Genomic DNA, 21,796 nt, shown 5'->3' with positions numbered 1-21,796 from the left:
CACTCAGGAGGAACCTTTGCCCACAGGGTAAAGGAGGGGCAAAGAGAACGGATCATTCTTTTGGCGGAGTGTGGCCGGATGATGGGATCCGGACATGAACGATCTTCACATCGGTCCTGCCGCGGCGGCCGATCTCAGCGCCGTCCTGGACTTCTGGAAGACCGCCGCCGAGGGAACGAGTATCAGCGACGATCTCGCGGGGGTCGAGCGGCTCCACGCGCGCGACCCGCAGGCACTGCTGCTCGCCCGGCGCGGCGGGGAGCTCGTCGGCACGGTGATCGCCGGCTTCGACGGCTGGCGGTGCCATCTTTACCGGCTCGCCGTGCACCCCGGGCACCGCAGGCAGGGCATCGGGGGCGCGCTGCTGGCCGCCGCCGAGGAGCGCTTCGTCGCCCTCGGCGGGCGGCGCGGGGACGCCATGGTGCTCGACCGCAACGAGCGGGCCCACCGGGTGTGGGACGCGGCCGGGTACGGGCCCGAGGAGCAGTGGACGCGCTGGGTCAAGCCACTCGGCGGGCCGACCCGATGACGCAGTAGGAGGTGGGGAGGGCCGGGCCGCGCTCGGGCAGCCGGAAGCCGCGCTGCGAGACGATCCGGAAACCGGCCGCCTCGACCGCGGCGAGCGGGTCGCGCGCGGTGTGACAGCCGCCGAAGAGGAACGGCCAGACGGTACGGTCCAAGGCGCGCTGGACGGCGGCCATGCCCGGGCCGGGGGCCAGGCCGTGCTCGAAGAAGCGCAGCTCGGCGTCGGGGCGGAGCACGCGGTGCAGCTCCGCGAGGGAGCGGGGCAGGTCCCGTACGGTGCACAGCACCAGCGAGGTGACGGCGGCGTCGAAGGCCTCGCTCTTGACCGGGAGGGCCTCGGCGGCGCCGGGCACGATGTCCACGGGGACCTCGGCGCGCAGGGCGGCCGTGGCCGCGCGGCGGCGGAGGGTGCGCTCCGGTTCGACGGCTACGACCTCGGATACGGCGCGGGGGTAGTGCGCGAAGTTCAGGCCGTTCCCGGCGCCGATCTCGATGACCCGGCCGGTCACTCCGTGGAGGAGCTCGGTGCGGAGGGCGGCGATGCCGCCGCGGGTCTCGGCGGTTTCGCTGGCGCGGGCGTAGACGCGGGCGAAGAGGGGGTGGTGGACGGGGTCGTGGGGCGGGGCGGTGCGGCGGCGCGGCAGCATGGCGGACCTCCGGGGCGGGGGCGGCGTACGGAGCCGTACCTCCAGCGTGCCCGGTTCGCCGGCGCTCATCCCTGGCCGTAGGGTGCGGAGCCGCCGCTTCGCTCCGCCTCGGACTCCGCGCCTCAAACGCCGGCGGGGCTTGAAGATCGGGGCTCCGCCCCGCGCCCCGCGCCTCAAACGCCGGCGGGGCTGGGTGGTGCCCGGTGGGGCTTAGAGATCGGGGCTCCGCCCCGGACCCCGCGCCTCAAACGCCGGCGGGGCTGGGTGGTGCTCGGTGGGGCTTAGAGGTCGGGGCTCCGCCTCGGACTCCGCGCCTCAAACGCCGGCGGGGCTGGGTGGTGCCCGGTGGGGCTGGGTGGTGCCCGGCGGGGCTTAGAGATCGGGGCTCCGCCCCGGACCCCGCGCCTCAAACGCCGGCGGGGCTGGTTGGTGCCCGGCAGGAGTGGGTGGTGCGGCAGGGGTGGGTGATGCGGTGGGGATGAACGGGGGTGGGGACCAGGTGGTCAGGAAGGAGTCCGGGGACCAGGTGCCCGCGAGGGTGGGGGCGAGCCAGGTGGGGGACGTGGTGCGGAAGAGGGGCGGGGGGAGGGTGCCCGAGCCGGCCGGGATCGCACCCAGGAGGGGGAGGCCCGAGGACTTCGGGAGGTCCGCCAGGTTGCAGCGGCAGGCCAGGTCCGGGGTGTCCGGCCAGCTGCCGACCACCACGCCCAGCGCGGTCAGGTCCCGGGCCCGGAGGGCTTCCGCAGACAGGACGGTGGAGTTGAGGGTGCCCAGTCCCGCCGGGGCGACGAGCAGGGTCGGGGCGTCGAGCAGGCGGGCCGCGTCGGCCAGGGTGTGGCCCGCCTCGTCGAAGCGGACGAGCAGCCCGCCCGCGCCCTCCACCAGGACCAGGTCGTGCGACAGGGCGAGCCGGTTCGCCGCCTCCGCGACGGCGGCCGGGGAGACCGTGGGCAGGCCCGCGCGACGGGCGGCCGTGTCCGGGGCCAACGGCTCCGGGTAGCGGGCCAGTTCCACCGCCGTGACGGAGGGGCCGGCCAGCCGGACCACCTCCGCGGCGTCCCCCGGCTCGTCCGGGCCGACGCCCGTCTGGGCGGGCTTCAGCACCGCGACCGAGCGGCCGGCCGCCACGGCGGCGGCCGCGATCGCCGCCGTGACCACGGTCTTGCCGATCTCCGTGCCCGTGCCGGACACGATCAGTACGGACATGTCGGTTTTTCAGCCTTCCTGCGCCGCCGCGACCACCGCGCGGCAGATCCGGGCCACATCGGTGTCGCCCGTGACGAACGGCGGCATGGTGTAGATCAGGTCGCGGAACGGGCGCAGCCACACGCCCTCGCGCACCGCCGCCCGGGTGGCGGCCGCGACGTCGACCTCGTGGTCCAGCTGGACCACGCCGATCGCGCCGAAGACGCGTACGTCCCGTACGCCGGGGATCGAGGCGGCGACCGCGAGACCTTCGCGCAGGCCCGCCTCGATCCGTTTGACCTCGGTCGCCCAGTCCTGGCCGAGGAGGAGGTCGATCGACGCGAGCGCCACGGCGGTGGCGAGGGGGTTCCCCATGAAGGTCGGCCCGTGCGCCAGCACCGGGACCTCGCCCTGGGAGATCCCGTCGGCGACCCGCGCCGTGCAGAGGGTCGCGGCGAGGGTGAGGTAACCGCCCGTCAGGGATTTGCCCAGGCAGATCACGTCCGGGGTGATCCCCGCGTGGTCCGCGGCGAAGAGGGCGCCGGTGCGGCCGAAGCCCGTCGCGATCTCGTCCAGGATGAGGAGGACGTCGTACTCGTCGCACAGGTCGCGCAGCACCCGCAGGTACGCCGGGTTGTGGAAGCGCATGCCGCCCGCGCCCTGCACCACCGGCTCCACGATGACGGCGGCCAGCTCGTCGGCGTGCGCTGCGATCAGGGAGCGCAGGTGGTCGGCGTACGCCGGGTCCACCAGGGTATCGAAGCCGCCGGGCGGCGCGTCCGCGAAGACCTGCCGCGGCAGGTGACCCTGCCACAGCTCGTGCATGCCGCCCTCGGGGTCGCAGACGGCCATCGGCTGCCAGGTGTCCCCGTGGTAGCCGCCGCGCCAGGTCAGCAGCCGGGTCTTGCCCGTCCGCCCCAGCGAACGCCAGTACTGCAGGCACATCTTGACCGCGACCTCGACGGACACCGAGCCCGAGTCGCAGAGGAAGACGTGCTCCAGTCCCGGCGGGGTGATCTCGACGAGCTTCGCCGCGAGCCGCACGGCGGGCTCATGGGTGAGCCCCCCGAACATCACGTGTGACATGTGGCCCAGCTGCGCGGTCGCGGCCTCGTTCAGCACCGGGTGGTTGTAGCCGTGGATCGCCGACCACCAGGAGGACATGCCGTCCACCAGCTCGTCGTGGCCCTGCCCCTGGGACGGGTCGGCGAGCCGCAGCCGCACCCCCGAGGCGGACGCGATGACCAGCGGATCCTGCCGCCCGGGCATCGGACCGTACGGGTGCCACACGTGCTGCCGGTCCAGCGCGAGCAGTTCCGCGCCGGCCGACAGGGGGTGGAGCCGATCAGGCATTGGGGGCGACGTCCGTTCCCGCGCCGCGGCGGCGGACCGCCACCAGGTCCGAGCGGACCTCACCGGCGTCCGCCTGCGCCGGAACGGGTGCGGCCTCCGCGTGCCCGGAGCAACCGCCGCAGGCCGAGCCGCAGCCGGCGTCCCCGGCGGTGTCGCCGGAGCCCGCGGTACCGCAGACCGAGCCGGCGCCGGCGTGCGAACCGCAACCTCCGCCGGTGGCCGCGGCCGCCACGTCGGAGCGGTGCGCGGGCAGGGTCGTCGTACCGGCGCCCTCCACCTCGAAACCGGCGTCCGCGATCATGTCGAGGTCGGCCTGCCCGGCCTGGCCCTCACTGGTCAGGTAGTCGCCCAGGAAGATCGAGTTGACCAGGTGCAGGGCCAGCGGCTGCATGGAGCGCAGGTGCACCTCGCGCCCGCCCGCGAGCCGGACCTCGACGTCGGGGCAGACGAAGCGCACCATCGCGAGGATCCGCAGGGCGCGCTGCGGGGTGAGGTTCCACTCCTTGGCGAGCGGGGTGCCCTCGAAGGGGATCAGGAAGTTGACCGGCACCGAGTCCGGGTCCAGCTCGCGCAGCGAGTAGACGACGTCGACGAGGTCCTCGTCGCTCTCGCCCATGCCCGCGATCAGACCGGAGCAGGCCGACAGGCCGGCGGCGTGCGCCTTCTGCACCGTGTCGACCCGGTCCGCGTAGGTGTGGGTCTTGGTGATCTGTCCGTACGTGGCCTCGGAGGTGTTGAGGTTGTGGTTGTACGCGTCCGCGCCCGCGTCGCGCAGCCGCTCCGCCTGGCCGTCCGAGAGCAGACCCAGGCAGGCGCAGACCTCGACGCCCTCGTTCTGCTCCTTGATCGCGGCGATCGTCTTGCCGACGCGGTCCACGTCCCGGTCCGTCGGCCCGCGGCCGCTCGCGACCAGGCAGACCCGCTTCGCGCCGCCCGCGACACCGGCGGCCGCGGCCTGGGAGGCCTCCTCCGGCTTCAGCCACGTGTACTTGAGGATCTCGGCCTTGGAACCCAGGCGCTGGGAACAGTAGGAGCAGTCCTCGGGGCACAGGCCCGACTTCAGGTTGACCAGGTAGTTCAGCTTGACTCGACGCCCGAACCACTGGCGGCGCACCTTGCCGGCCGCGGCCACCACGTCGAGCAGTTCGTCGTCAGAAGTCGCCAGTACGGCGAGCGCTTCTTCGCGGGTCGGCAGCTCGCGCCGCAGCCCCTTGTCCACCAGGGTGTTCAGCAGGTCCATGCATCCGATCCTGTCCCACACGACCACTCCCGGCCAAGGAGAGATCGCACAACATGGCCGGATGGGTGTGTGTGTATCGCCACACCTGACGCACAAGTCACGGCAGCTAGGGTCGGGCAGGTCTGTGGACTGCCGACAAAACACGAGGACCTGCCGATGCCCCAGCACTCTCCCGATCCTGTGGACGTCTTCTCCTGGATCGATGCCGCGGAAAGCGCCCGTGAACAGGCCGGACTGGTCCGTACACTGCGCCCGCGGCCGGCGTCCTCGCCGCTGCTGGACCTCGCGAGCAACGACTACCTCGGTCTGACCCGGCACCCCGAGACGATCCGGGGCGCGCAGGAGGCGGCCGAGCGATGGGGAGGCGGAGCCACCGGTTCCCGCCTCGTGACGGGCACGACCGAGCTTCACGCGGAGCTCGAGCGGGAGCTCGCGGCCTTCTGCGGATTCGAGGCCGCGCTCGTCCTGTCCTCCGGGTACGCGGCCAACCTCGCCGCCGTCACCGCGCTCAGCGACCGGGGCACTCTGGTCGTCTCCGACGCCGGGAACCACGCCTCGATCGTCGACGGCTGCCGCCTCTCGCGCGCCGAGACCGCCGTGGTCCCGCACTCCGACCCGGACTCCGCGCGCAAGACGCTCGCCACGCACGAGGGCCGGGCGCTGCTGGTCACCGACTCGGTGTTCTCCGTGGACGGCGACGCCGCGCCGCTCGCCGGCTACGCCGCCGCCTGCCGGGACGAGGGCGCGGCCCTGGTCGTGGACGACGCGCACGGCCTGGGCGTGCTGGGGGAGGGGGGCCGCGGTGCGCTGCACGCCGCCGGACTCGCGGGGGCGCCCGGCGTGGTCGCCACCCTCACCCTCTCGAAGTCGATGGGCAGCCAGGGCGGCGCGGTACTCGGTCCGGCCAAGGTGATCCGGCACCTGATCAACACCGCGCGGACCTTCATCTTCGACACCGGGCTGGCCCCGGCCGCCGCGGGCGCGGCGCTGGCGAGCCTGCGGCTGCTCCAGCGGGAACCGGAACGCGCCGCCCGCGCCCGCGAGGTGGCCGCCCAGCTGTACGAGCGGCTCACCGCGTCCGGCCTGACCGCGGCCCGGCCGGACGCGGCCGTGGTGTCGGTACGGGCCCCGTCGGCTTCGGCGGCACTGCGCTGGGCCGCCGACTGCCGCGAGGCAGGTCTGTCCGTGGGGTGTTTCCGGCCGCCGTCCGTGCCGGACGGCATCTCCCGGCTGCGGTTGACCGCACGGGCCGATCTCACGGGGGACGAGATCAACCGGGCTGTCGGGACGATCCTTGCGACCGCACCCGCCGGAGCCACGGACCGGTAGGCGGAGTTACGGGAGCTGGTCCGCCCGGACGGAGGCGAGGAAGCCGTCCCAGGCCGGCCCGGTGAAGAGCACGGCCGGGCCGTCCGTCCGCTTGGAGTCGCGGACGGCCAGCAGACCGCCGCCGAGGGCGGCCGCTTCCACGCAGTTGTTCATTCCGGTACTGCGGCTGCTCCGCCGCCACCGCGCGCTGATCAGAAGTCCGCTGGTGGATAAGGGGGTTGCGGACACGGGGGTGCCTCCTTACGCGTCGTCAGCGAGTGAGCTGATGAGATCCGACGAGTCCTGGGGCGGGAGGGCGTGCGCCTGAATGGTGCGGAACGCGGCGCTGTACGCCTCAAGGTCTTCCTTCCGCTCCAGATAGAGGCTACTCGTCAAATGGTCGAGTACCACCACATCCAGATCGGCGATGTTCGGAAATGAGAAGATGACGAAGGGTCCGGTGAGGCCGAGATGGCCCCCCACGCTGAACGGCAGCACCTGTAGCCGTACTTGAGGCAACCGCCCCACCCGAACCAGGTGCCGCAACTGCTCCGCCATCACCCCGGGCCCGCCGATCTGCCGGCGCAGCACCGCCTCGTCCAGTACGGCGCTCAGCTCCAGCGGCGGATCGGCCCGCAGCACCGCCTGCCGTGCCAGCCGTACCTCGACCAGCGCGTCCACCTTCGGCTCCGGCAGCCCGCCCAGCGCGGCCCGCGTCACCGCCCGCGCGTACTCCGCCGTCTGCAACAGCCCGGGAACCACGGACAGTTCCACCGTGCGCGCCGCCCGGGCGCCCGCCTCCAGGCTGATGAAGTCCCGGTACTCCTGCGGCAGCAGCCCCCGGTAGTCGTGCCACCACTGGCGGCCCCGCCCGGTGCCGCCCCCCGGGCCCGGTCCCGCCGCCGAGGCCGACAGCGCCTCCAGCAGCGCGCGCTGCTCGGGGCTCACGATGTCCCCGTAGGCGTCGAGGAGCAGCCGGATGTCCTCCGGCTTGACCCCGCTGCGCCCCGTCTCTATGCGGCTGATTTTCGACTGGTGCCATCCCACGATCCGGGCGGCCTCACCACTGGTGAGTCCGGTCCGGTCACGCAGGGCACGCAGTTCCTCGCCGAGCTTGCGCCGACGCACCGCGGGACCGTGCTGCACACCCGCCTCCTTCCACCGGCACAGCTCGCACCAGTCTGCCGTCCAAATACGCTCTTCCGTAGCAGAGTTCACCGCATTGAGCGACAGATATATGCACATCTTGGGGGATCGGCGCAAACGGCGGCACGATGGGTGGCACTCTGGCGTCCAGCACAGATCCGGGGCGGCTCGACCCCGGTGGGAAAGGGATCGTCGCCATGGCAGACCACCAGGAAGCATCCGTCACTCTGCCGAGCGATCCCGCCTCGGTCGCCACCGCCCGTCGCTATGTGGCGGAGGTGCTGGGTGAATGGGGACTGCCCGACGACGCCGACACCGCCGACAGCGTCCGGCTGATCGTGTCGGAGCTCGCCACCAACGCCGTACAGCACACTTTCGGCCAGTCGCCCACCTTCACCGTCGACGTCAGGCTGGAGCGCGAGGAGTGGCTGCGTGTCGGCGTGACCGACAGTCACCCGCGCTGGCCCAAGAGGCTCCCGGCGGCGGTCCAGCAGGACAACGGCCGGGGCATGGTCATCATCCGCTGGCTCACCGCCGAAGCGGGGGGCCGGCTGTCGGTCACCCCCACCGAGGACGGGGGCAAGACGGTCTGGATCGCGCTGCCCTGGACGGTCGGCGCCCCGGCCAAGAGCGTCACCGGCTGCTGAGCCGTATCGCCGCTGAGCCGTATCCGGCCGCTGAGCCGTATACGGAACCAGGATCCCGGGGCCCGTGAGTTGAACCGGGTGCCTTCCCGAAACGTGGGTTAACGCGACGGAAAAGCGCGGCGCCTAGCGTGGCACCACGTTCGTCCGCCAATGATCACCCATGATCCGGTAAAGCGGCGGTGGTCGGGACGGAAAGCCTTTCTCTGCGTTGGGCAAGACTCGCTTGGCTCGGATATGTGCAGGTCAACAAAGTGTTGACGGCCAGTAGGGTCGCCCCGGCGCGCTGTTGATCTTGTCCCGGAAACTTGGTGATACCTGTGCAACTGACACCGCACGAGCAGGAGAGACTGCTCATCCACGTGGCGGCCGACGTGGCCGAGAAGCGAAAAGCGCGCGGGGTACGCCTCAACCATCCCGAGGCGATCGCCCTGATCACCTCGCACATCCTCGAAGGCGCCCGCGACGGGCGGACCGTGGCCGAGCTCATGGCCTCCGGCCGCACCGTGCTGGGCCGCGAGGACGTCATGGAGGGGATCCCGGAGATGATCCACGACGTCCAGGTCGAGGCCACCTTCCCGGACGGCACCAAACTCGTCACCGTCCACGACCCGATCGTCTGAAGGGGAGTGCCCGCATGATCCCCGGCGAAATCGCCTACGGGGACGGCCCGGTGCTCCTCAACGAGGGCCGCCCCGTCACCCGCCTCACCGTGCTCAACGCCGCTGACCGGCCCGTCCAGGTCGGCTCCCACTACCACTTCGCCGAGGCCAACCCCGGCCTCGACTTCGACCGCTCCGCCGCCCGCGGACTCCGGCTCAACATCGCCGCGGGCACCGCCGTGCGCTTCGAGCCGGGCATCCCGGTCGCGGTGGAACTCGTACCGCTCGGGGGCTCGCGCACCGTACCGGGGCTGCGCGGGGAGACCGGAGGGCCGCTCGATGGCTGAGATCTCCCGCCGGGTCTACGCCGACCTCTTCGGGCCAACCGCGGGTGACCGGATCCGGCTGGCCGACACCGACCTCTTCGTCGAGATCGAGCAGGACCTCAGCGGCGGCCCCGGCCGCGCGGGCGACGAGGCCGTCTTCGGCGGCGGCAAGGTGATCCGCGAATCCATGGGGCAGGCCCGCACCACCCGGGCCGAGGGCGCTCCCGACACCGTGATCACCGGGGTGGTCGTCCTCGACCACTGGGGCATCGTCAAGGCCGACGTCGGCATCCGCGACGGCCGGATCTGCGGCATCGGCAAGGCCGGCAACCCCGACACCATGGACGGGGTGGAGCCGACCCTGGTCATCGGCCCCGAGACCGAGATCATCGCGGGCAACGGGAAGATCGTCACGGCCGGTGCCATAGACGCCCACGTGCACTTCATCTCGCCGACGGTCATCGAAGAGGCCCTCGCCTCCGGCATCACCACCCTCGTCGGCGGCGGCACCGGACCCGCCGAGGGCACCAAGGCCACCACCGTCACCCCCGGACCCTGGCACCTGGCCCGGATGTTCGCGTCGCTGGAGGCCTACCCCGTCAACATCGGCCTGCTCGGCAAGGGCAACACCATGTCCCGCGAGGCCATGCACTCCCAACTGCGCGGCGGCGCCCTCGGCTTCAAGATCCACGAGGACTGGGGGTCCACCCCCGCCGTCATCGACGCCTGCCTGAGCGTCTGCGACGAGACCGGCGCCCAGGTCGCCATCCACACCGACACCCTCAACGAGGCCGGATTCGTCGGCGACACCCTCGCCGCCATCGCCGGGCGGACCATCCACTCGTACCACACCGAAGGCGCGGGCGGCGGGCACGCCCCCGACATCATCACCGTGGTCTCCGAGCCGAACATCCTGCCCAGCTCCACCAACCCGACCCGGCCGCACACCGTCAACACCGTCGAGGAACACCTCGACATGCTGATGGTCTGCCACCACCTCAACCCGGCCGTCCCCGAGGACCTCGCCTTCGCCGAGTCCCGGATCCGGCCCTCGACCATCGCCGCCGAGGACGTCCTGCACGACCTCGGAGCCATCTCGATCATCTCCTCCGACTCCCAGGCCATGGGCCGGGTCGGCGAGGTCGTCCTGCGCACCTGGCAGACCGCCCACGTGATGAAGAAGCGGCGCGGCTTCCTCCCCGGCGACGGGCCCGCCGACAACCACCGCGCCCGCCGCTACGTCGCCAAGTACACGATCAACCCCGCGGTCGCCCAGGGCCTCGCCCGCGAGATCGGCTCCGTCGAGACCGGCAAACTCGCCGACCTGGTGCTGTGGAGCCCCGCCTTCTTCGGGGTCAAGCCCGAACTGGTCATCAAGGGCGGCCAGATCGCCTACGCGCAGATGGGCGACGCCAACGCCTCCATCCCCACCCCGCAGCCGGTGCTGCCCCGCCCGATGTTCGGCAGCCACGGCCGCGCGCCCGCCCTGAACTCGCTGAACTTCACCGCGCAGGCCGCGCTGGACGACGGACTGCCCGACCGGCTCGGCCTCGGCAAGGCCTTCGTGGCCATCGAGAACACCCGCAAGGTCGGCAAGGCGGACATGCGCAACAACGACGCCATGCCCAGGGTCGAGGTGGACGCCGACAGCTTCACGGTCACCATCGACGGCGAGGCCGTGGAACCGGCGCCGGCGGCCGAACTGCCCATGGCACAGAGATACTTCCTCTTCTGATGAGGGGTCTCTTCCGATGAGCCTCGCCGCGCTGCTCGTCCTCGCCGACGGCCGCTTCCCCGCCGGGGGCCACGCGCACTCCGGCGGGGCCGAGGCCGCTTGCAAAGCGGGCCGGATCCACGACGCCGTCACCCTGGAGGACTTCTGCAGGGGCCGCTTGCACACCGCCGGACTCACCGCCGCCGCCCTCGCCGCGGCCGCCGCCCTCGGGCTCGACCCGGCGGAGCTCGACGCCGCCGCCGACGCCCGCACCCCCTCGCCGGCCCTGCGCACCGCCGCGCGGCGCCTGGGCCGCCAGCTGCTGCGCGCCGCCCGGGCCACCTGGCCCGCCCCCGAACTGGAGGCACTGGCCGCCGCGTTCCCGCGCGGCGCCCACCAGCCCGTGGTGCTCGGCCTCACCGCCCGGGCGGCCGGGCTCGGGCCGTCCGACGCCGCGCACGTGGCGGCGTACGAGGCCGTCGGCGGCCCGGCGACCGCGACCGTGCGGCTGCTGGGCCTGGACCCCTTCGAGGCGAGCGGGGTCCTGGCCCGCCTCGCCCCCGAACTCGACGCCGTCGCGGCCCGGGCGGCCGAGGCCGCGCGGCGGGCCCTCACGGAGGGCGTGGACGCGCTGCCCGCGGCCTCCTCGCCCCTGCTGGAGATCGCGGCCGAGGTCCATGCCGACTGGCCGGTACGCCTCTTCGCGTCCTAGGGGGTGTCTTGCCGATCGGGCCGGATCAGGGCGCGGTGCCAGACACCGCGAGCCCGGCCTGATCGGCAAGACACCCCCTAGGCCCGACCGGCCATCCAGACCACCCCAAGGAGAACCCCCATGCATCTCGACCACGGCGTGACCTACCCCCACCGGCACACCCACGGCGCCGCCCCGGTACGCGCCGACGGCACCCGGCGCGCCCTGCGCATCGGACTCGGCGGACCCGTCGGTTCCGGCAAGACCGCCACCGTCGCCGCCCTGTGCCGCGCCCTGCGCGCCGAACTCTCCATGGCCGTCGTCACCAACGACATCTACACGCGCGAGGACGCCGAGTTCCTGCTCCGTGAGGCCGTCCTGCCGCCCGAGCGGATCGCCGCCGTCGAGACCGGGGCCTGTCCGCACACCGCCATCCGCGACGACATCTCCGCCAACCTGGAGGCCGTCGAGGAACTGGAGGACGCCTTCCGGCAGAGCGGCCCGCTCGACCTGATCCTCGTCGAGTCGGGCGGGGACAACCTCACCGCCACCTTCTCCCGGGGGCTCGTCGACGCCCAGATCTTCGTCATCGACGTGGCCGGCGGGGACGACATCCCGCGCAAGGGCGGCCCCGGCGTCACCACCGCCGACCTCCTCGTCGTCAACAAGACCGACCTCGCCCCCCACGTCGGCTCCGACCTCGGCCGGATGGCCCGCGACGCCGCCGAGCAGCGCGGTGAACTGCCCGTCGCCTTCCAGTCGCTGCGCAGTCCCGAGGGCGTGGCCCCGGTGGCCGCCTGGGTGCGCGAGCGGATCGCCGCCTGGGTCGTACGGTGACCGGCGCGGCCCCCGTCACCCTGCCCCCGGCCGGCCTGCGGGCCACCGCCCGCATCCGCGCCGAGGCCGACGGGCGGGGTGGCACCGCGCTGCCGCTGCTCGCCGGGGAAGGGCCGCTCGCCCTGCGCCGCACCCGGGGGACCGCCGCCGAGGCCGGGGTCATGCTGGTCGGCGCCATGAGCGCCCCGCTGGGCGGGGACCACCTCACCGTCGAGGCCGCCGCCGGACCCGGAGCGCACCTCGCCCTCGCCTCGGCGGCGGCGACCCTCGCCCTGCCCGGCCGGGGCGGTGAGCCCGCGCGGTACGACGTACACCTGACCCTGGAGGACGGCGCGTCGGTGCGGTGGCTGCCGGAGCCGCTGGTCTCCGTGCGCGGCAGCGACCTGCGGGTGCGCACGCGGGTCCAACTGGCCCCGACGGCCCGGCTGGTGCTGCGCGAGGAACAGGTACTGGGCCGCTGCGGGGAGGTCCCGGGCCTGCTGCGCAGCCGGCTCACCGCCACCCGCGGCGGCCGCCCGCTCCTGGACCAGGAGCTCGCCTGCGGACCCGGCGCGCCCGGCGGCTGGGACGGACCGGCGGGACTCGCCGGGCACCGGGCGCTCGGCCAACTCCTCGTCGTCGACCCGGCCTTCGCCCAGGCCCCGCCCTCGGCGGCGGTGCTGGGGGAGTTCGCCGTGGTCACGCCGCTGGCCGGCCCGGCCGTCCTCGTGACGGCCCTGGCCCCGGACGCCCTGCGGCTGCGGGAGCTGCTGGACGAGGCCGCCCGTACCTACGGCCCGCCGCCGCAGGGGTAGTTCCGGGACGAATCAGACACCGCTCAGCGGTACTCACGTCTCCGGTTATCGGGTTGGCAAAGAAGTCGACCCTGCTCTGTTGCCCGGTCCAGGTCAGGCGCAAGGATCCCCCTGCACGCCGACGACCGAATCGGACCGAATCCGGCCGCCCACGGCGGCGACTGACGCAGGGGGAACAACCACGTGATACGCAACGCGGCGCTGGGGAGCGCCGCCACACTGATCACCGGCACGCTGGCGGCGGGCCTGATGCTCGCGCCGTCCGCCTCGGCGGCCTCGGCCGGCCGTGACAACGGGGCCGCGGAGGCGGTGGGCGTCCAGATCGCCGCCGCCCGCGCCGCCCGCACCGGGATCGAGTGGAAGGACTGTCCCGCGGACTGGGGCTTCGAAAAGCCCATCCAGTGCGGCTGGGTGAAGGTCCCGCTCGACTACACCAAGCCGTTCGGCAAGACCATCGAGCTCGCTGTCGACCGCATCGGCAGCACGGGCACCAAGGAGGAGCGCCAGGGCGCCCTCGTCTACAACCCCGGCGGCCCCGGCGGCTCCGGCATGCGCTTCCCGCGCCGGGTCACCACCAAGAGCCCGCTGTGGGTCAACGCCTCCAAGGCGTACGACTTCGTGGGCTTCGACCCCCGCGGCGTCGGCCACTCCGCGCCCATCTCCTGCATCGACCCGCAGGAGTTCGTCAAGGCTCCCAAGGCCGACCCGGTCCCGGACAGCGAGGCCGACAAGCGCGCCCAGCGCAAGCTCGCCGCCGAGTACGCGGACGGCTGCAAGGAGCGCAGCGGCGAGATGCTGCCGCACATGACCACGCCGAACACCGCGCGCGACCTCGACGTCATCCGCGCCGCCCTCGGCGAGCAGAAGCTGAACTTCCTCGGCGTCTCCTACGGCACCTACATCGGCGGGGTCTACGCGACCCTGTTCCCGACCCACGTGCGCCGCATGATCGTCGACAGCGTGGTCAACCCGGCGCAGGACAACATCTGGTACGAGGCCAACCTCGGCCAGGACGTCGCCTTCCAGACCCGCTGGAACGACTGGCAGGACTGGGTCGCCAAGAACGACGCGGTCTTCCACCTCGGCGACACCCGCGCCAAGGTCGAGGCCAAGTACCAGGAGCTGCGCGCCAAGGCCAAGGCCAACCCGATCGGCGGGGTCGTCGGCCCGGCCGAGCTCATCGGCTTCTTCCAGGGCGCTCCGTACTACGACTCCTCCTGGGTGCCCGTCGCCCAGACCTTCGCCGCCTGGGCGGCCGGTGACGAGCAGGCGCTCGTCGACGCCATCGCCCCGGACATGTCGGACACCAAGGGCAACGCGGCGTCCGAGAACGGCAACGCCGTCTACACCGCGGTCGAGTGCGCCGACGCCAAGTGGCCCACCAGCTGGGCCAAGTGGGACCGGGACAACACCAAGCTGCACCAGAAGTACCCGTTCCTGACCTGGTCCAACGCGTGGATGAACCTGCCCTGCGCGACCTGGAAGTCCAAGCAGAGCACCCCGATCGAGGTCGGTGCCAAGCGCGGTCTGGCGCCGGTGCTGATCGTCCAGTCCGAGCGGGACGCGGCCACGCCGTACGACGGCGCGGTCGAGCTGCACCGCCGCCTCGCCGGTTCGCGTCTGATCACCGAGCAGAACGCCGGCTCGCACGGCGTCACCAGCCTGGTGAACCCCTGCATCAACACGCGGGTCGACACCTACCTGCTGACCGGCAAGGTCGACGCCAAGGACGTGAAGTGCGCCCCGCACGCCACTCCGGTCGCCCCCGCCCCGGTCGCCGCGAAGTCCCTCGCCGAGGTCCCGGGCGCCGGGCTCCCGGCGCTTGAGGAGCTGCCGGCCGTCCGCTAGGGAGTGTCGTCAAAGTGCCACCAGCCAGACGGGACTTTGACGACACGACCTAGGACCCCGGGGACGTGACAGGAGAAGGCTCAGCGCGATCGGCGCCGGGCCTTCTTCCGTTCCTCCTCTTCCTCGGCCTTCACCTCGGCCGCGTACCGGTCGACGTACTCCTGGCCGGACAGTCCGAGGATCGCGTACATGATCTCGTCGGTGACGGCCCGCAGGACGGCCCGCTCGCCCTCCAGCCCCGCGTACCGGGAGAAGTCCATCGGCTCGCCGAAGCGGATCGTCACCCGCCGGATCTTCGGGATCTTCTTCCCGGGAGGCTGGATCTCGAAGGTGCCGACCATCGCGCACGGTACGACGGGCACCCCGGCCCCCAGGGCCATCGCGGCCACGCCCACCTTCCCCTTGTACAGCCGCCCGTCGTGCGAGCGCGTGCCCTCCGGGTAGATGCCCAGCAGCTCGTCCTTGGCGAGCACCCCGAGCCCCTCGCGCAGGGCCGCCTGGCCGGCGTTCTTCCCGGAGCGGTCCACGGGGATCTGCCCCGCGCTGCGGAAGAAGGCGGCGGTGAGCCGCCCCTTGAGCCCGGGGCCGGTGAAGTACTCGGCCTTGGCGAGGAAGGTGATCCGCCGCTTGAGGATCGCGGGCATCAGGAAGTGGTCGGAGAAGGACAGGTGGTTGCCCGCGATGATCGCGGCCCCCTCCGCCGGGATGTTCTCCAGACCCTCGATCCGCGGCCTGAACAGCAGCCTGAGCAGCGGACCGAGCAGTACGTACTTGAGCAAGTGGTAGAACACCAGGCCGCTCCCGTCGATGTCCCGTTGTCACGGCCATCGTACGGACAGTCAGGGCCGGTCCGGCAGATCGAGGACGGCCTTGATCACACACTGTCTTGATCGAACACCGTCTCGATCAAGAGCTGCGGGAGGCGGCCATCCCGGCGGTCAGCAGCCCCAGCACGACCCAGCCGAACCACAGCCAGCCGTTGCTGCCGAGGACCACGGAATACGTGCCGACGGCCACGAGGGCGGCGAAGGTCATCACTGCCATCGCCTTTACGGATCCGGTCATGCCCCATGGTGACGCGCGAAGGCGGTACTCCGCTACTGGCCACGCGCTCGGAGTGAGGCGAGATACGCGTTGTACGCCTGCAGCTCCTGGTCGCCGTTGCGATCCTCGGCCCGGTCGGAGCGCCGCGCCGCCCGCTGCTCGGAGTGGTACCACTGGTAGACGAGGGCGATCAGCACCAGCACCGACGGGATCTCGCTGAAGGCCCAGGCGATGCCGCCGCCCCACTGCTGGTCGAGCAGCGCGTCGATGCGGAGGGAGGCCGGCGGGTTCCCGTACGTCTTGATCATCGGCTCGCTGGCCATCATCAGGGCGATGCCGAAGAAGGCGTGGAAGGGCATGCCGGCGAAGAGCTCCAGCATCCGCATCACGTAGCCGGGGCGGTGCGGGCCCGGGTCCACGCCCATGATCGGCCAGAAGAAGATCAGGCCGACGGCGAGGAAGTGCACCATCATCGCGATGTGTCCGGCCCTGGACTCCATGAGGAAGTCGAAGAGCGGGGTGAAGTACAGGCCGTAGAGGCTGGCGATGAACATGGGGATCGTGAAGGCCGGATGGGTGACGATCCGCATGTAGCGGCTCTGCAGCAGCATCAGCAGCAGCTCGCGCGGCCCCTTGTGACCGCGCGCGGCGGGCGGCAGCGCGCGCAGCGCCAGGGTCACCGGGGCGCCGAGGAGCAGCAGGATCGGGGTGATCATGCTGATCACCATGTGCTGGACCATGTGCACGCTGAACATGACCATGCCGTAGTCGTTCAGCTTGGTGCACATCACCAGGACCACGGTCAGCACACCCGCCGTGAAGGCGACGGTCCGGCCCGGCGGCCAGGCGTCCCCGCGCCGCCGCAGCCGCAGCACGCCCCACCCGTACAGGGCGAGCCCCAGCAGGGAGCCGAAGAGGAAGAAGGCGTCGAAGGAGAACTCCAGCCCGCGTCCGAGAGTGAACGGCGGCAGGTCCATGTTCATGTCCATGCCGTGCCCGCTGTGATCCATCTGTTCACTCCCTTGACTGTGGTGCCCCACCACAGTAGTGCCGCCCCCGCTCGCTCCTGCGCGCGGGGGCGGCCGTAACGGGCATACGGCTACAGAACCGTCTGGGCCTCGTCGTAGCGCTCGGCCGGGACCGTCTTGAGGGTCGAGGTCGCCTCGGCGAGCGGCACCATCACGATGTCCGTGCCGCGCAGCGCGGTCAGCATGCCGAACTCGCCCCGGTGGGCGGCCTCCACGGCGTGCCAGCCGAAGCGGGTCGCCAGGACCCGGTCGTACGCGGTGGGCGTGCCGCCGCGCTGGACGTGGCCCAGGATCACCGGCCGGGCCTCCTTGCCCAGGCGGTTCTCCAGCTCCACGGCGAGCGTGTTGCCGATGCCGGCGAACCGCTCGTGGCCGTACATGTCGGTGCCGCCCTCCTGGAAGTCCATCGAGCCGGGGCGCGGCTTGGCGCCCTCGGCGACCACGACGATCGCGAACCGCTTGCCCGCGGAGAACCGCTCGCCGACGATCGCCGTCAGCTCGTCGATGTCGAAGGGACGTTCCGGTACGACGATCGCGTGCGCGCCGGCCGCCATGCCCGAGTGCAGGGCGATCCACCCGGTGTGGCGGCCCATGACCTCCACGACCATCACGCGCTGGTGGGACTCGGCGGTGGTCTTCAGCCGGTCGAGCGCCTCCGTGGCGACCCCGACGGCGGTGTCGAAGCCGAAGGTGACGTCGGTGGAGGCGATGTCGTTGTCGATGGTCTTGGGGACACCGACGATCGGCAGACCGGCCTGCGAGAGCAGGTTCGCCGCCTTCAGGGTGCCCTCGCCGCCGATCGGGATGATCGCGTCGAGACCGAGGTCCGCGACGTGGCCGCGGGCGCGCTCCACGCCGTCGCGCAGGTGCGCGGGCTGGACCCGGGAGGAGCCGAGGATGGTGCCGCCGCGGGCGAGGATGCCGCCGACGGCGTCGAGGTCGAGCTTGCGGTAGTCCGCCTCCAGCAGGCCCTTCCAGCCGTCGTGGAAGCCGATCACCTCGTCGCCGTGGTCGACGACGGCGCGGTGCACGACGGAGCGGATGACGGCATTCAGGCCGGGGCAGTCGCCACCGGAAGTGAGCACACCTATGCGCATGGCAGGAAAGACCTTTGCAACGTGGCCGACGACCGGACCACGTCGTCCGGTGGGAACTACACGTCACCCTACAAGCGGAAGGAGGGTCGGCTGAACCATCCTCCACATGCTGGTCCCGCAGGCGGTACGAACGCACGTCGGCCCGGTTCCCACCAGGGGAATCCGGGCCGAACGTCTGGTGCCGGGGCTGCCGGCGCCGCCTTACGCGGGCTGCGTCGCCGCCGCGATGCGCTCGGCGCGCAGCGCCTCGTACCACCGGTCGTCTATGGCCGGCAGCGCGTTGACGTCGAGGGCCAGCTTCAGCAGCAGGTCCGCGATCTGCGGGTTGCGGGCCATCACGGGGCCGTGCATGTAGGTGCCGAACACGGTGTCGTTGTACGCGCCTTCGGTGCCGTCGCCGGTGCCGTTGCCGCGGCCCATGCTCACCCGGGCGAACGGCCGCGCCGTCGGGCCGAGGTGGGTGACGCCCTGGTGGTTCTCGAAGCCCGTCAGCTGCGGCAGGCCCAGGCGCGGGTCGATGTCGGCGAGGACGTCGCCGACGCACCGCTCGCCCTCGCCGCGCACGGTGACGACGTCCAGCAGGCCCAGGCCCTCCTGGCGCTGGCCCATGTCGTTGACGAACTCCTGGCCGAGGATCTGGTACCCGGCGCAGACGGAGAAGACGATCGCCCCGTTCGAGACGGCCCGCTCCAGACCGCCGTCGCGCAGCAGGCGCTCGGCCGCCAGCCGCTGCGGCCGGTCCTCACCGCCGCCGATCAGGTAGATGTCGCCCGAGGTGGGGATCGGCTGGTCGCTGCGCACGTCCACGCGCTGCACGTCCAGGCCGCGCTGGCGCGCCCGGCGCTCCACCACGAGGGCGTTGCCCTGGTCTCCGTACGTGCTGAGCAGGTCGGGGTAGACCCACACCAGACGCAGGCTGTTGTCGCTCATGCTCTTGTCCTCTGCGGTTCTGACGGGGGGCTAGTTGCCGACGCGGCGGCGCACGTCCTGGAAGGCGGTGTAGTTCGCGATCAGCTCGATCTGTCCGGGCGGCGCGAGCTGCACGGCCTCGTCGAGGGTCTCGCACACCCGGAAGTCCAGGCCCGCGACCTCCAGGCGGACCGCGAGGTCCAGCTTGCGGTCACCGATCACGAAGATCGGGTGGCCGGCCAGGCGCGGGTAGTCCACGTCCCACAGCCAGGAGGTGTCGGTGCCGTCGGCGCCGCGCGCGTTCACCGAGAGGATCACCGGGGTGGGCGGCGGGTCGATCAGCGAAAACGTTTCGAGCCAGCCCGCCGGGTTCTTCGCGAGCAGCAGCCGCAGCTCACGGCCCTGGAAGTTCACGACGTCGTAGCGGCCGGCGACGGCCTGCACCTGGTACATCCGCTCCAGGGCGACCTGCGGCGGGACGCCGAAGACGGCGGCCACGGCGGCCGAGGTGGCGGCGTTGGCCTTGTTGGCGCGGCCCGGCAGCTGGAGGTGGATCGGCCAGGCCGATCCGTGCGGGTCCAGGACGTGGTCGCCGGAGAGCACCCAGCTGGGGGTGGGGCGGCGGAAGCCGCACTCGCCGCAGAACCAGTCGTCGCCCGGGCGCTGCATGACACCGCCGCAGGAGGGGCACGACCAGGCGTCGTCCTTCCACTCCTGGCCGGCCGCGACCCACACCACGTTCTGGGAGGAGGAGGCGGACCAGACGATCAGCGGGTCGTCGCAGTTCGCGACGATGACCGCCTTGGAGCCCGACAGGCCCTCGCGCCACTTCTCCGCGAGCATGCGGGTCTCGGCGGCGCGGTCCAGCTGGTCGCGGGAGAGGTTCAGCAGGGCGATCACCTTGGGGGTGACGTCCCGGGCCACCCCGGCCAGGTACTTCTCGTCGACCTCGATGACGCCGTACTTGGCGTCCGAGCCGCCCGCCAGCGCCGAGGTGATGCCCGCGGGCATGTTCGCGCCGAGGGCGTTGGAGACGACCGGACCGCTGGCCCGCAGGGCCTCCGCGATCAGCCGGGTCGTCGTGGTCTTGCCGTTCGTCGCGGAGACGAGGACGACGTCGAGATGCTGCGCGAGCGCTCCGAGAAGATCGGGGTCGAGTTTGAGTGCGACCTTGCCACCGATCACCGATCCGCTTCCGCGTCCCGCGGCCCGCGACACCGCCGCCGCGGCCTTGCCCGCCGTCACGGCCAGCTTGGCCCGCGGCGAAAGCGGCTCCGTGTTGCCTGCCATCGTCCCTTGTCCTCCTTGCGTCGGTCGGCCCCAGCCTATCCAGTACCGGCCGGGGCCTTGACCGCGGCGCCCCCACGCCACGGCAGATCTCCTCATATATTCGCCCGTCGTACCCTTACGGCCATGCGACAGCGCCCCATCCCCGGTACCACCGGCCTCGTCCGCACCATGAGCCTGCTGGGCGATCCGGTGCTCCATTCCGCTTGCGCGGAGGTCACCGAGTTCGGTCCGGCCCTCGACCGGCTCATCGAGGACATGTTCGCGACGATGTACGCCGCCGAGGGCGTCGGCCTCGCCGCGAACCAGATCGGCGTCGGGCAGCGGGTGTTCGTCTACGACTGCCCCGACGACGAGGACGTCCGGCATGTCGGGCACATCGTCAACCCGCGGCTGGTTTCCGCCGACGGGGACGAGTTCGTCGGTCCCGAGGGCTGTCTGTCCCTGCCGGGGCTGGAGGCGGGTACCGCGCGCTTCGACCGGGCGGTCGTCGAGGGGGTCACCTCCGACGGCGCGGCCGTACGGATCGAGGGGACCGGGTTCTTCGCGCGGTGCCTGCAGCACGAGTGCGATCACCTTGCCGGCACCGTTTATGCGGACCGGGTTACGGGGTTCCGTGCGCGCAGGCTCCGCCGGGCGATCCGCAAGACCCCGTGGGGAGCCGGGTCGCTGCGCGGCTAGCCGTTCGGCCTCGGCGAGGCCGAACCCGGCTCCGCCGGGCACCGGGCTCCGCCCGGACCCGCGCCTCAAACGCCGGCGAGGCTGGGTCTGGCTCCGCCGAGGCCGGGTTTGCCCCGGCGGGGCTGGGTTCGGTTCGGGGTTCGGCCTCGGTGGGAGTGGGGCGGGTCAGAAGCCCGGGCCGTCCGCGCGGTTGCCCGCTGTGCCCAGGCGGCCCCAGAGGAGGTCGGTCAGGCCGGCGACGAGTTCCGCGCGCTCGCAGGGGCGTTCGCCGAGCCACCAGTCGCCGGCCGCGTGCATCATGCCGACGATGCCGTGCCCCCAGACGCGGGCCAGGCGTTCGCCGCCCGGGCCCAGGTCCACGCGCTCTCCGATCACCTCGGCCAGCTCCTCGCCGAGGCGGCGCAGCAGCGGGGCCGAGTGCAGGCCGACGTCGAAGCCGCGCTCCGGGCTCTGGGAGTCCTCGGCCGGGTGCATCAGGAAGCGGTAGACCTGCGGGCGGGCCTCGATGGCGGCGAGGTAGGTGTCGAGGGTGGCCTCCACCCGTCGGCGCCGCTCGGCCGGGGCGTCGAGCGCGGCCCGCAGCGAGTCGAGCAGGGCGTCGGTGTGCCGGACGGCGAGCGCCTGGTAGAGGCCCGCCTTGTCGCCGAAGTGCCGGTAGAGGATCGGCTTCGTGATGCCGGCCTCCGCCGCGATGGCGTTCATGGAGGCCTTGGGGCCGTCCCTGAGCACGACCCGGTCGGCGGCTTCGAGCAGCTCCCGGCGCCGTCGCTCGGCCCCTCCCGGCTCGCCTGTCTGCTGCGTGGTCTCCATGATGTGTTTTCTCTCCCCGCCCTTGCGATGTGCGTGACGCCCACGCAACGTAACACCCCGCACACCCGGGTGATCGAAGC

Annotated in this window: 24 protein-coding genes; 11 read left to right on the top strand and 13 right to left on the bottom strand. The window is 72.3% G+C overall.

The genetic code is table 11. The annotated features are described in order from the left end of the window. Window positions 1–94: 94 nt before the first annotated feature. Window positions 95–529, top strand: coding sequence for a GNAT family N-acetyltransferase (locus tag ACGFYQ_RS22110; protein ID WP_393746396.1), 435 nt, complete (start codon window positions 95–97; stop codon window positions 527–529). Here the strand turns inward: ACGFYQ_RS22110 and ACGFYQ_RS22105 are convergent. The 4 genes from ACGFYQ_RS22105 to bioB form a co-directional block, all read right to left on the bottom strand. Beyond that, on the bottom strand, window positions 501–1,172 hold the full coding sequence (locus ACGFYQ_RS22105; RefSeq protein ID WP_393746551.1) for a class I SAM-dependent methyltransferase: 672 nt from the start codon (window positions 1,170–1,172) through the stop codon (window positions 501–503). The genes ACGFYQ_RS22110 and ACGFYQ_RS22105 overlap by 29 nt on opposite strands. A gap of 372 nt (window positions 1,173–1,544) precedes the next feature. Continuing rightward, complete coding sequence (bioD, locus tag ACGFYQ_RS22100; protein ID WP_393746394.1) at window positions 1,545–2,378, bottom strand: dethiobiotin synthase; 834 nt, start codon at window positions 2,376–2,378, stop codon at window positions 1,545–1,547. A 9-nt stretch (window positions 2,379–2,387) separates the two neighbouring features. After that, complete coding sequence (locus ACGFYQ_RS22095) at window positions 2,388–3,710, bottom strand: adenosylmethionine--8-amino-7-oxononanoate transaminase (protein WP_393746392.1); 1,323 nt, start codon at window positions 3,708–3,710, stop codon at window positions 2,388–2,390. Beyond that, window positions 3,703–4,950, bottom strand: a complete 1,248-nt coding sequence (gene bioB, locus ACGFYQ_RS22090) for a biotin synthase BioB (RefSeq protein WP_393746390.1) — start codon at window positions 4,948–4,950, stop codon at window positions 3,703–3,705. Before bioB ends, ACGFYQ_RS22095 begins: the two co-directional genes overlap by 8 nt. Before the next feature lie 156 nt (window positions 4,951–5,106). Here bioB and ACGFYQ_RS22085 point away from each other — a divergent pair, with 156 nt between their 5' ends. Then, window positions 5,107–6,279 carry an 8-amino-7-oxononanoate synthase gene (locus tag ACGFYQ_RS22085; RefSeq protein WP_393746388.1) on the top strand — a complete coding sequence of 391 codons (1,173 nt, stop codon included), beginning with the start codon at window positions 5,107–5,109 and terminating at the stop codon, window positions 6,277–6,279. 6 nt (window positions 6,280–6,285) lie between these two features. Here ACGFYQ_RS22085 and ACGFYQ_RS22080 read toward each other — a convergent pair whose 3' ends face one another. Both ACGFYQ_RS22080 and ACGFYQ_RS22075 read right to left on the bottom strand, forming a co-directional pair. Beyond that, window positions 6,286–6,507, bottom strand: coding sequence for a DUF397 domain-containing protein (locus ACGFYQ_RS22080; protein ID WP_393746386.1), 222 nt, complete (start codon window positions 6,505–6,507; stop codon window positions 6,286–6,288). Window positions 6,508–6,519: 12 nt separating this feature from the next. Further along, complete coding sequence (locus tag ACGFYQ_RS22075; protein ID WP_393746384.1) at window positions 6,520–7,404, bottom strand: helix-turn-helix domain-containing protein; 885 nt, start codon at window positions 7,402–7,404, stop codon at window positions 6,520–6,522. Window positions 7,405–7,601: 197 nt separating this feature from the next. On the opposite strand from ACGFYQ_RS22075, the gene ACGFYQ_RS22070 reads away from it, so the two are divergent. The 8 genes from ACGFYQ_RS22070 (at window position 7,602) to ACGFYQ_RS22035 (ending at window position 14,860) form a co-directional block, all read left to right on the top strand. Further along, window positions 7,602–8,051, top strand: coding sequence for an ATP-binding protein (locus ACGFYQ_RS22070; RefSeq protein ID WP_393746382.1), 450 nt, complete (start codon window positions 7,602–7,604; stop codon window positions 8,049–8,051). A 317-nt stretch (window positions 8,052–8,368) separates the two neighbouring features. Further along, window positions 8,369–8,671 carry an urease subunit gamma gene (locus ACGFYQ_RS22065; protein ID WP_100580260.1) on the top strand — a complete coding sequence of 101 codons (303 nt, stop codon included), beginning with the start codon at window positions 8,369–8,371 and terminating at the stop codon, window positions 8,669–8,671. Between the two features lie 14 nt (window positions 8,672–8,685). Beyond that, on the top strand, window positions 8,686–8,997 hold the full coding sequence (locus tag ACGFYQ_RS22060; RefSeq protein ID WP_393746379.1) for an urease subunit beta: 312 nt from the start codon (window positions 8,686–8,688) through the stop codon (window positions 8,995–8,997). Further along, on the top strand, window positions 8,990–10,711 hold the full coding sequence (locus tag ACGFYQ_RS22055; protein WP_393746377.1) for an urease subunit alpha: 1,722 nt from the start codon (window positions 8,990–8,992) through the stop codon (window positions 10,709–10,711). The genes ACGFYQ_RS22060 and ACGFYQ_RS22055 overlap by 8 nt, the downstream gene beginning before the upstream one ends. Window positions 10,712–10,727: 16 nt before the next feature. Beyond that, entirely contained in the window at window positions 10,728–11,402 is a 675-nt protein-coding gene (locus ACGFYQ_RS22050; RefSeq protein ID WP_393746375.1) for an urease accessory protein UreF, read from the top strand. A 120-nt stretch (window positions 11,403–11,522) separates the two neighbouring features. Beyond that, window positions 11,523–12,218 (top strand): urease accessory protein UreG, encoded by a 696-nt coding sequence (ureG, locus tag ACGFYQ_RS22045; protein ID WP_393746374.1) that lies wholly within the window; start codon window positions 11,523–11,525, stop codon window positions 12,216–12,218. Then, window positions 12,215–13,012, top strand: a complete 798-nt coding sequence (locus tag ACGFYQ_RS22040; protein ID WP_393746372.1) for an urease accessory protein UreD — start codon at window positions 12,215–12,217, stop codon at window positions 13,010–13,012. The genes ureG and ACGFYQ_RS22040 overlap by 4 nt, the downstream gene beginning before the upstream one ends. Window positions 13,013–13,261: 249 nt before the next feature. Beyond that, on the top strand, window positions 13,262–14,860 hold the full coding sequence (locus ACGFYQ_RS22035; protein WP_393746549.1) for an alpha/beta hydrolase: 1,599 nt from the start codon (window positions 13,262–13,264) through the stop codon (window positions 14,858–14,860). Window positions 14,861–14,940: 80 nt separating this feature from the next. Here the strand turns inward: ACGFYQ_RS22035 and ACGFYQ_RS22030 are convergent, their stop codons facing one another. The 6 genes from ACGFYQ_RS22030 to ACGFYQ_RS22005 form a co-directional block, all read right to left on the bottom strand. Then, window positions 14,941–15,651: a lysophospholipid acyltransferase family protein gene (locus ACGFYQ_RS22030; RefSeq protein ID WP_393746370.1), complete on the bottom strand. Its 711-nt coding sequence runs from the start codon at window positions 15,649–15,651 to the stop codon at window positions 14,941–14,943. A 115-nt stretch (window positions 15,652–15,766) separates the two neighbouring features. Next, window positions 15,767–15,925, bottom strand: a complete 159-nt coding sequence (locus tag ACGFYQ_RS22025) for a hypothetical protein (protein ID WP_393746368.1) — start codon at window positions 15,923–15,925, stop codon at window positions 15,767–15,769. Window positions 15,926–15,957: 32 nt separating this feature from the next. Further along, window positions 15,958–16,914, bottom strand: a complete 957-nt coding sequence (locus tag ACGFYQ_RS22020) for a cytochrome c oxidase assembly protein (protein ID WP_393746366.1) — start codon at window positions 16,912–16,914, stop codon at window positions 15,958–15,960. Window positions 16,915–17,003: 89 nt separating this feature from the next. After that, complete coding sequence (locus ACGFYQ_RS22015) at window positions 17,004–18,029, bottom strand: 6-phosphofructokinase (RefSeq protein WP_362399809.1); 1,026 nt, start codon at window positions 18,027–18,029, stop codon at window positions 17,004–17,006. A gap of 201 nt (window positions 18,030–18,230) precedes the next feature. After that, window positions 18,231–18,959, bottom strand: coding sequence for a type 1 glutamine amidotransferase (locus ACGFYQ_RS22010; RefSeq protein ID WP_393746364.1), 729 nt, complete (start codon window positions 18,957–18,959; stop codon window positions 18,231–18,233). 30 nt (window positions 18,960–18,989) lie between these two features. After that, a complete protein-coding gene (locus tag ACGFYQ_RS22005) occupies window positions 18,990–20,228 on the bottom strand; it encodes a MurT ligase domain-containing protein (protein WP_362399803.1) in 1,239 nt (412 codons plus the stop codon). A gap of 123 nt (window positions 20,229–20,351) precedes the next feature. On the opposite strand from ACGFYQ_RS22005, the gene def reads away from it, so the two are divergent. Beyond that, window positions 20,352–20,906, top strand: a complete 555-nt coding sequence (def, locus tag ACGFYQ_RS22000) for a peptide deformylase (protein ID WP_393746361.1) — start codon at window positions 20,352–20,354, stop codon at window positions 20,904–20,906. A gap of 165 nt (window positions 20,907–21,071) precedes the next feature. On the opposite strand, the gene ACGFYQ_RS21995 is transcribed toward def, so the two are convergent. Next, a complete protein-coding gene (locus ACGFYQ_RS21995; RefSeq protein ID WP_393746359.1) occupies window positions 21,072–21,716 on the bottom strand; it encodes a TetR family transcriptional regulator in 645 nt (214 codons plus the stop codon). Window positions 21,717–21,796 lie beyond the last annotated feature (80 nt).

This window comes from Streptomyces sp. NPDC048258 (genome assembly GCF_043201995.1).
In the GTDB taxonomy this organism is placed as follows: domain Bacteria; phylum Actinomycetota; class Actinomycetes; order Streptomycetales; family Streptomycetaceae; genus Streptomyces.
This window is presented reverse-complemented; position numbering and strand designations above follow the sequence as displayed.

Coding starts and splice junctions, on each gene's coding strand:
- ACGFYQ_RS22005 (WP_362399803.1), bottom strand. CDS start 20,228: ATGGCAGGCAACACGGAGCCGCTTTCGCCGCGGGCCAAGCTGGCCGTG.
- ACGFYQ_RS22020 (WP_393746366.1), bottom strand. CDS start 16,914: ATGGATCACAGCGGGCACGGCATGGACATGAACATGGACCTGCCGCCG.
- ACGFYQ_RS22110 (WP_393746396.1), top strand. CDS start 95: ATGAACGATCTTCACATCGGTCCTGCCGCGGCGGCCGATCTCAGCGCC.
- ACGFYQ_RS22085 (WP_393746388.1), top strand. CDS start 5,107: ATGCCCCAGCACTCTCCCGATCCTGTGGACGTCTTCTCCTGGATCGAT.
- ACGFYQ_RS22015 (WP_362399809.1), bottom strand. CDS start 18,029: ATGCGCATAGGTGTGCTCACTTCCGGTGGCGACTGCCCCGGCCTGAAT.
- bioD (WP_393746394.1), bottom strand. CDS start 2,378: ATGTCCGTACTGATCGTGTCCGGCACGGGCACGGAGATCGGCAAGACC.
- ureG (WP_393746374.1), top strand. CDS start 11,523: ATGCATCTCGACCACGGCGTGACCTACCCCCACCGGCACACCCACGGC.
- ACGFYQ_RS22095 (WP_393746392.1), bottom strand. CDS start 3,710: ATGCCTGATCGGCTCCACCCCCTGTCGGCCGGCGCGGAACTGCTCGCG.
- ACGFYQ_RS21995 (WP_393746359.1), bottom strand. CDS start 21,716: ATGGAGACCACGCAGCAGACAGGCGAGCCGGGAGGGGCCGAGCGACGG.
- bioB (WP_393746390.1), bottom strand. CDS start 4,950: ATGGACCTGCTGAACACCCTGGTGGACAAGGGGCTGCGGCGCGAGCTG.
- ACGFYQ_RS22010 (WP_393746364.1), bottom strand. CDS start 18,959: ATGAGCGACAACAGCCTGCGTCTGGTGTGGGTCTACCCCGACCTGCTC.
- ACGFYQ_RS22055 (WP_393746377.1), top strand. CDS start 8,990: ATGGCTGAGATCTCCCGCCGGGTCTACGCCGACCTCTTCGGGCCAACC.
- ACGFYQ_RS22070 (WP_393746382.1), top strand. CDS start 7,602: ATGGCAGACCACCAGGAAGCATCCGTCACTCTGCCGAGCGATCCCGCC.
- ACGFYQ_RS22060 (WP_393746379.1), top strand. CDS start 8,686: ATGATCCCCGGCGAAATCGCCTACGGGGACGGCCCGGTGCTCCTCAAC.
- def (WP_393746361.1), top strand. CDS start 20,352: ATGCGACAGCGCCCCATCCCCGGTACCACCGGCCTCGTCCGCACCATG.
- ACGFYQ_RS22025 (WP_393746368.1), bottom strand. CDS start 15,925: ATGACCGGATCCGTAAAGGCGATGGCAGTGATGACCTTCGCCGCCCTC.
- ACGFYQ_RS22105 (WP_393746551.1), bottom strand. CDS start 1,172: ATGCTGCCGCGCCGCCGCACCGCCCCGCCCCACGACCCCGTCCACCAC.
- ACGFYQ_RS22035 (WP_393746549.1), top strand. CDS start 13,262: ATGCTCGCGCCGTCCGCCTCGGCGGCCTCGGCCGGCCGTGACAACGGG.
- ACGFYQ_RS22050 (WP_393746375.1), top strand. CDS start 10,728: ATGAGCCTCGCCGCGCTGCTCGTCCTCGCCGACGGCCGCTTCCCCGCC.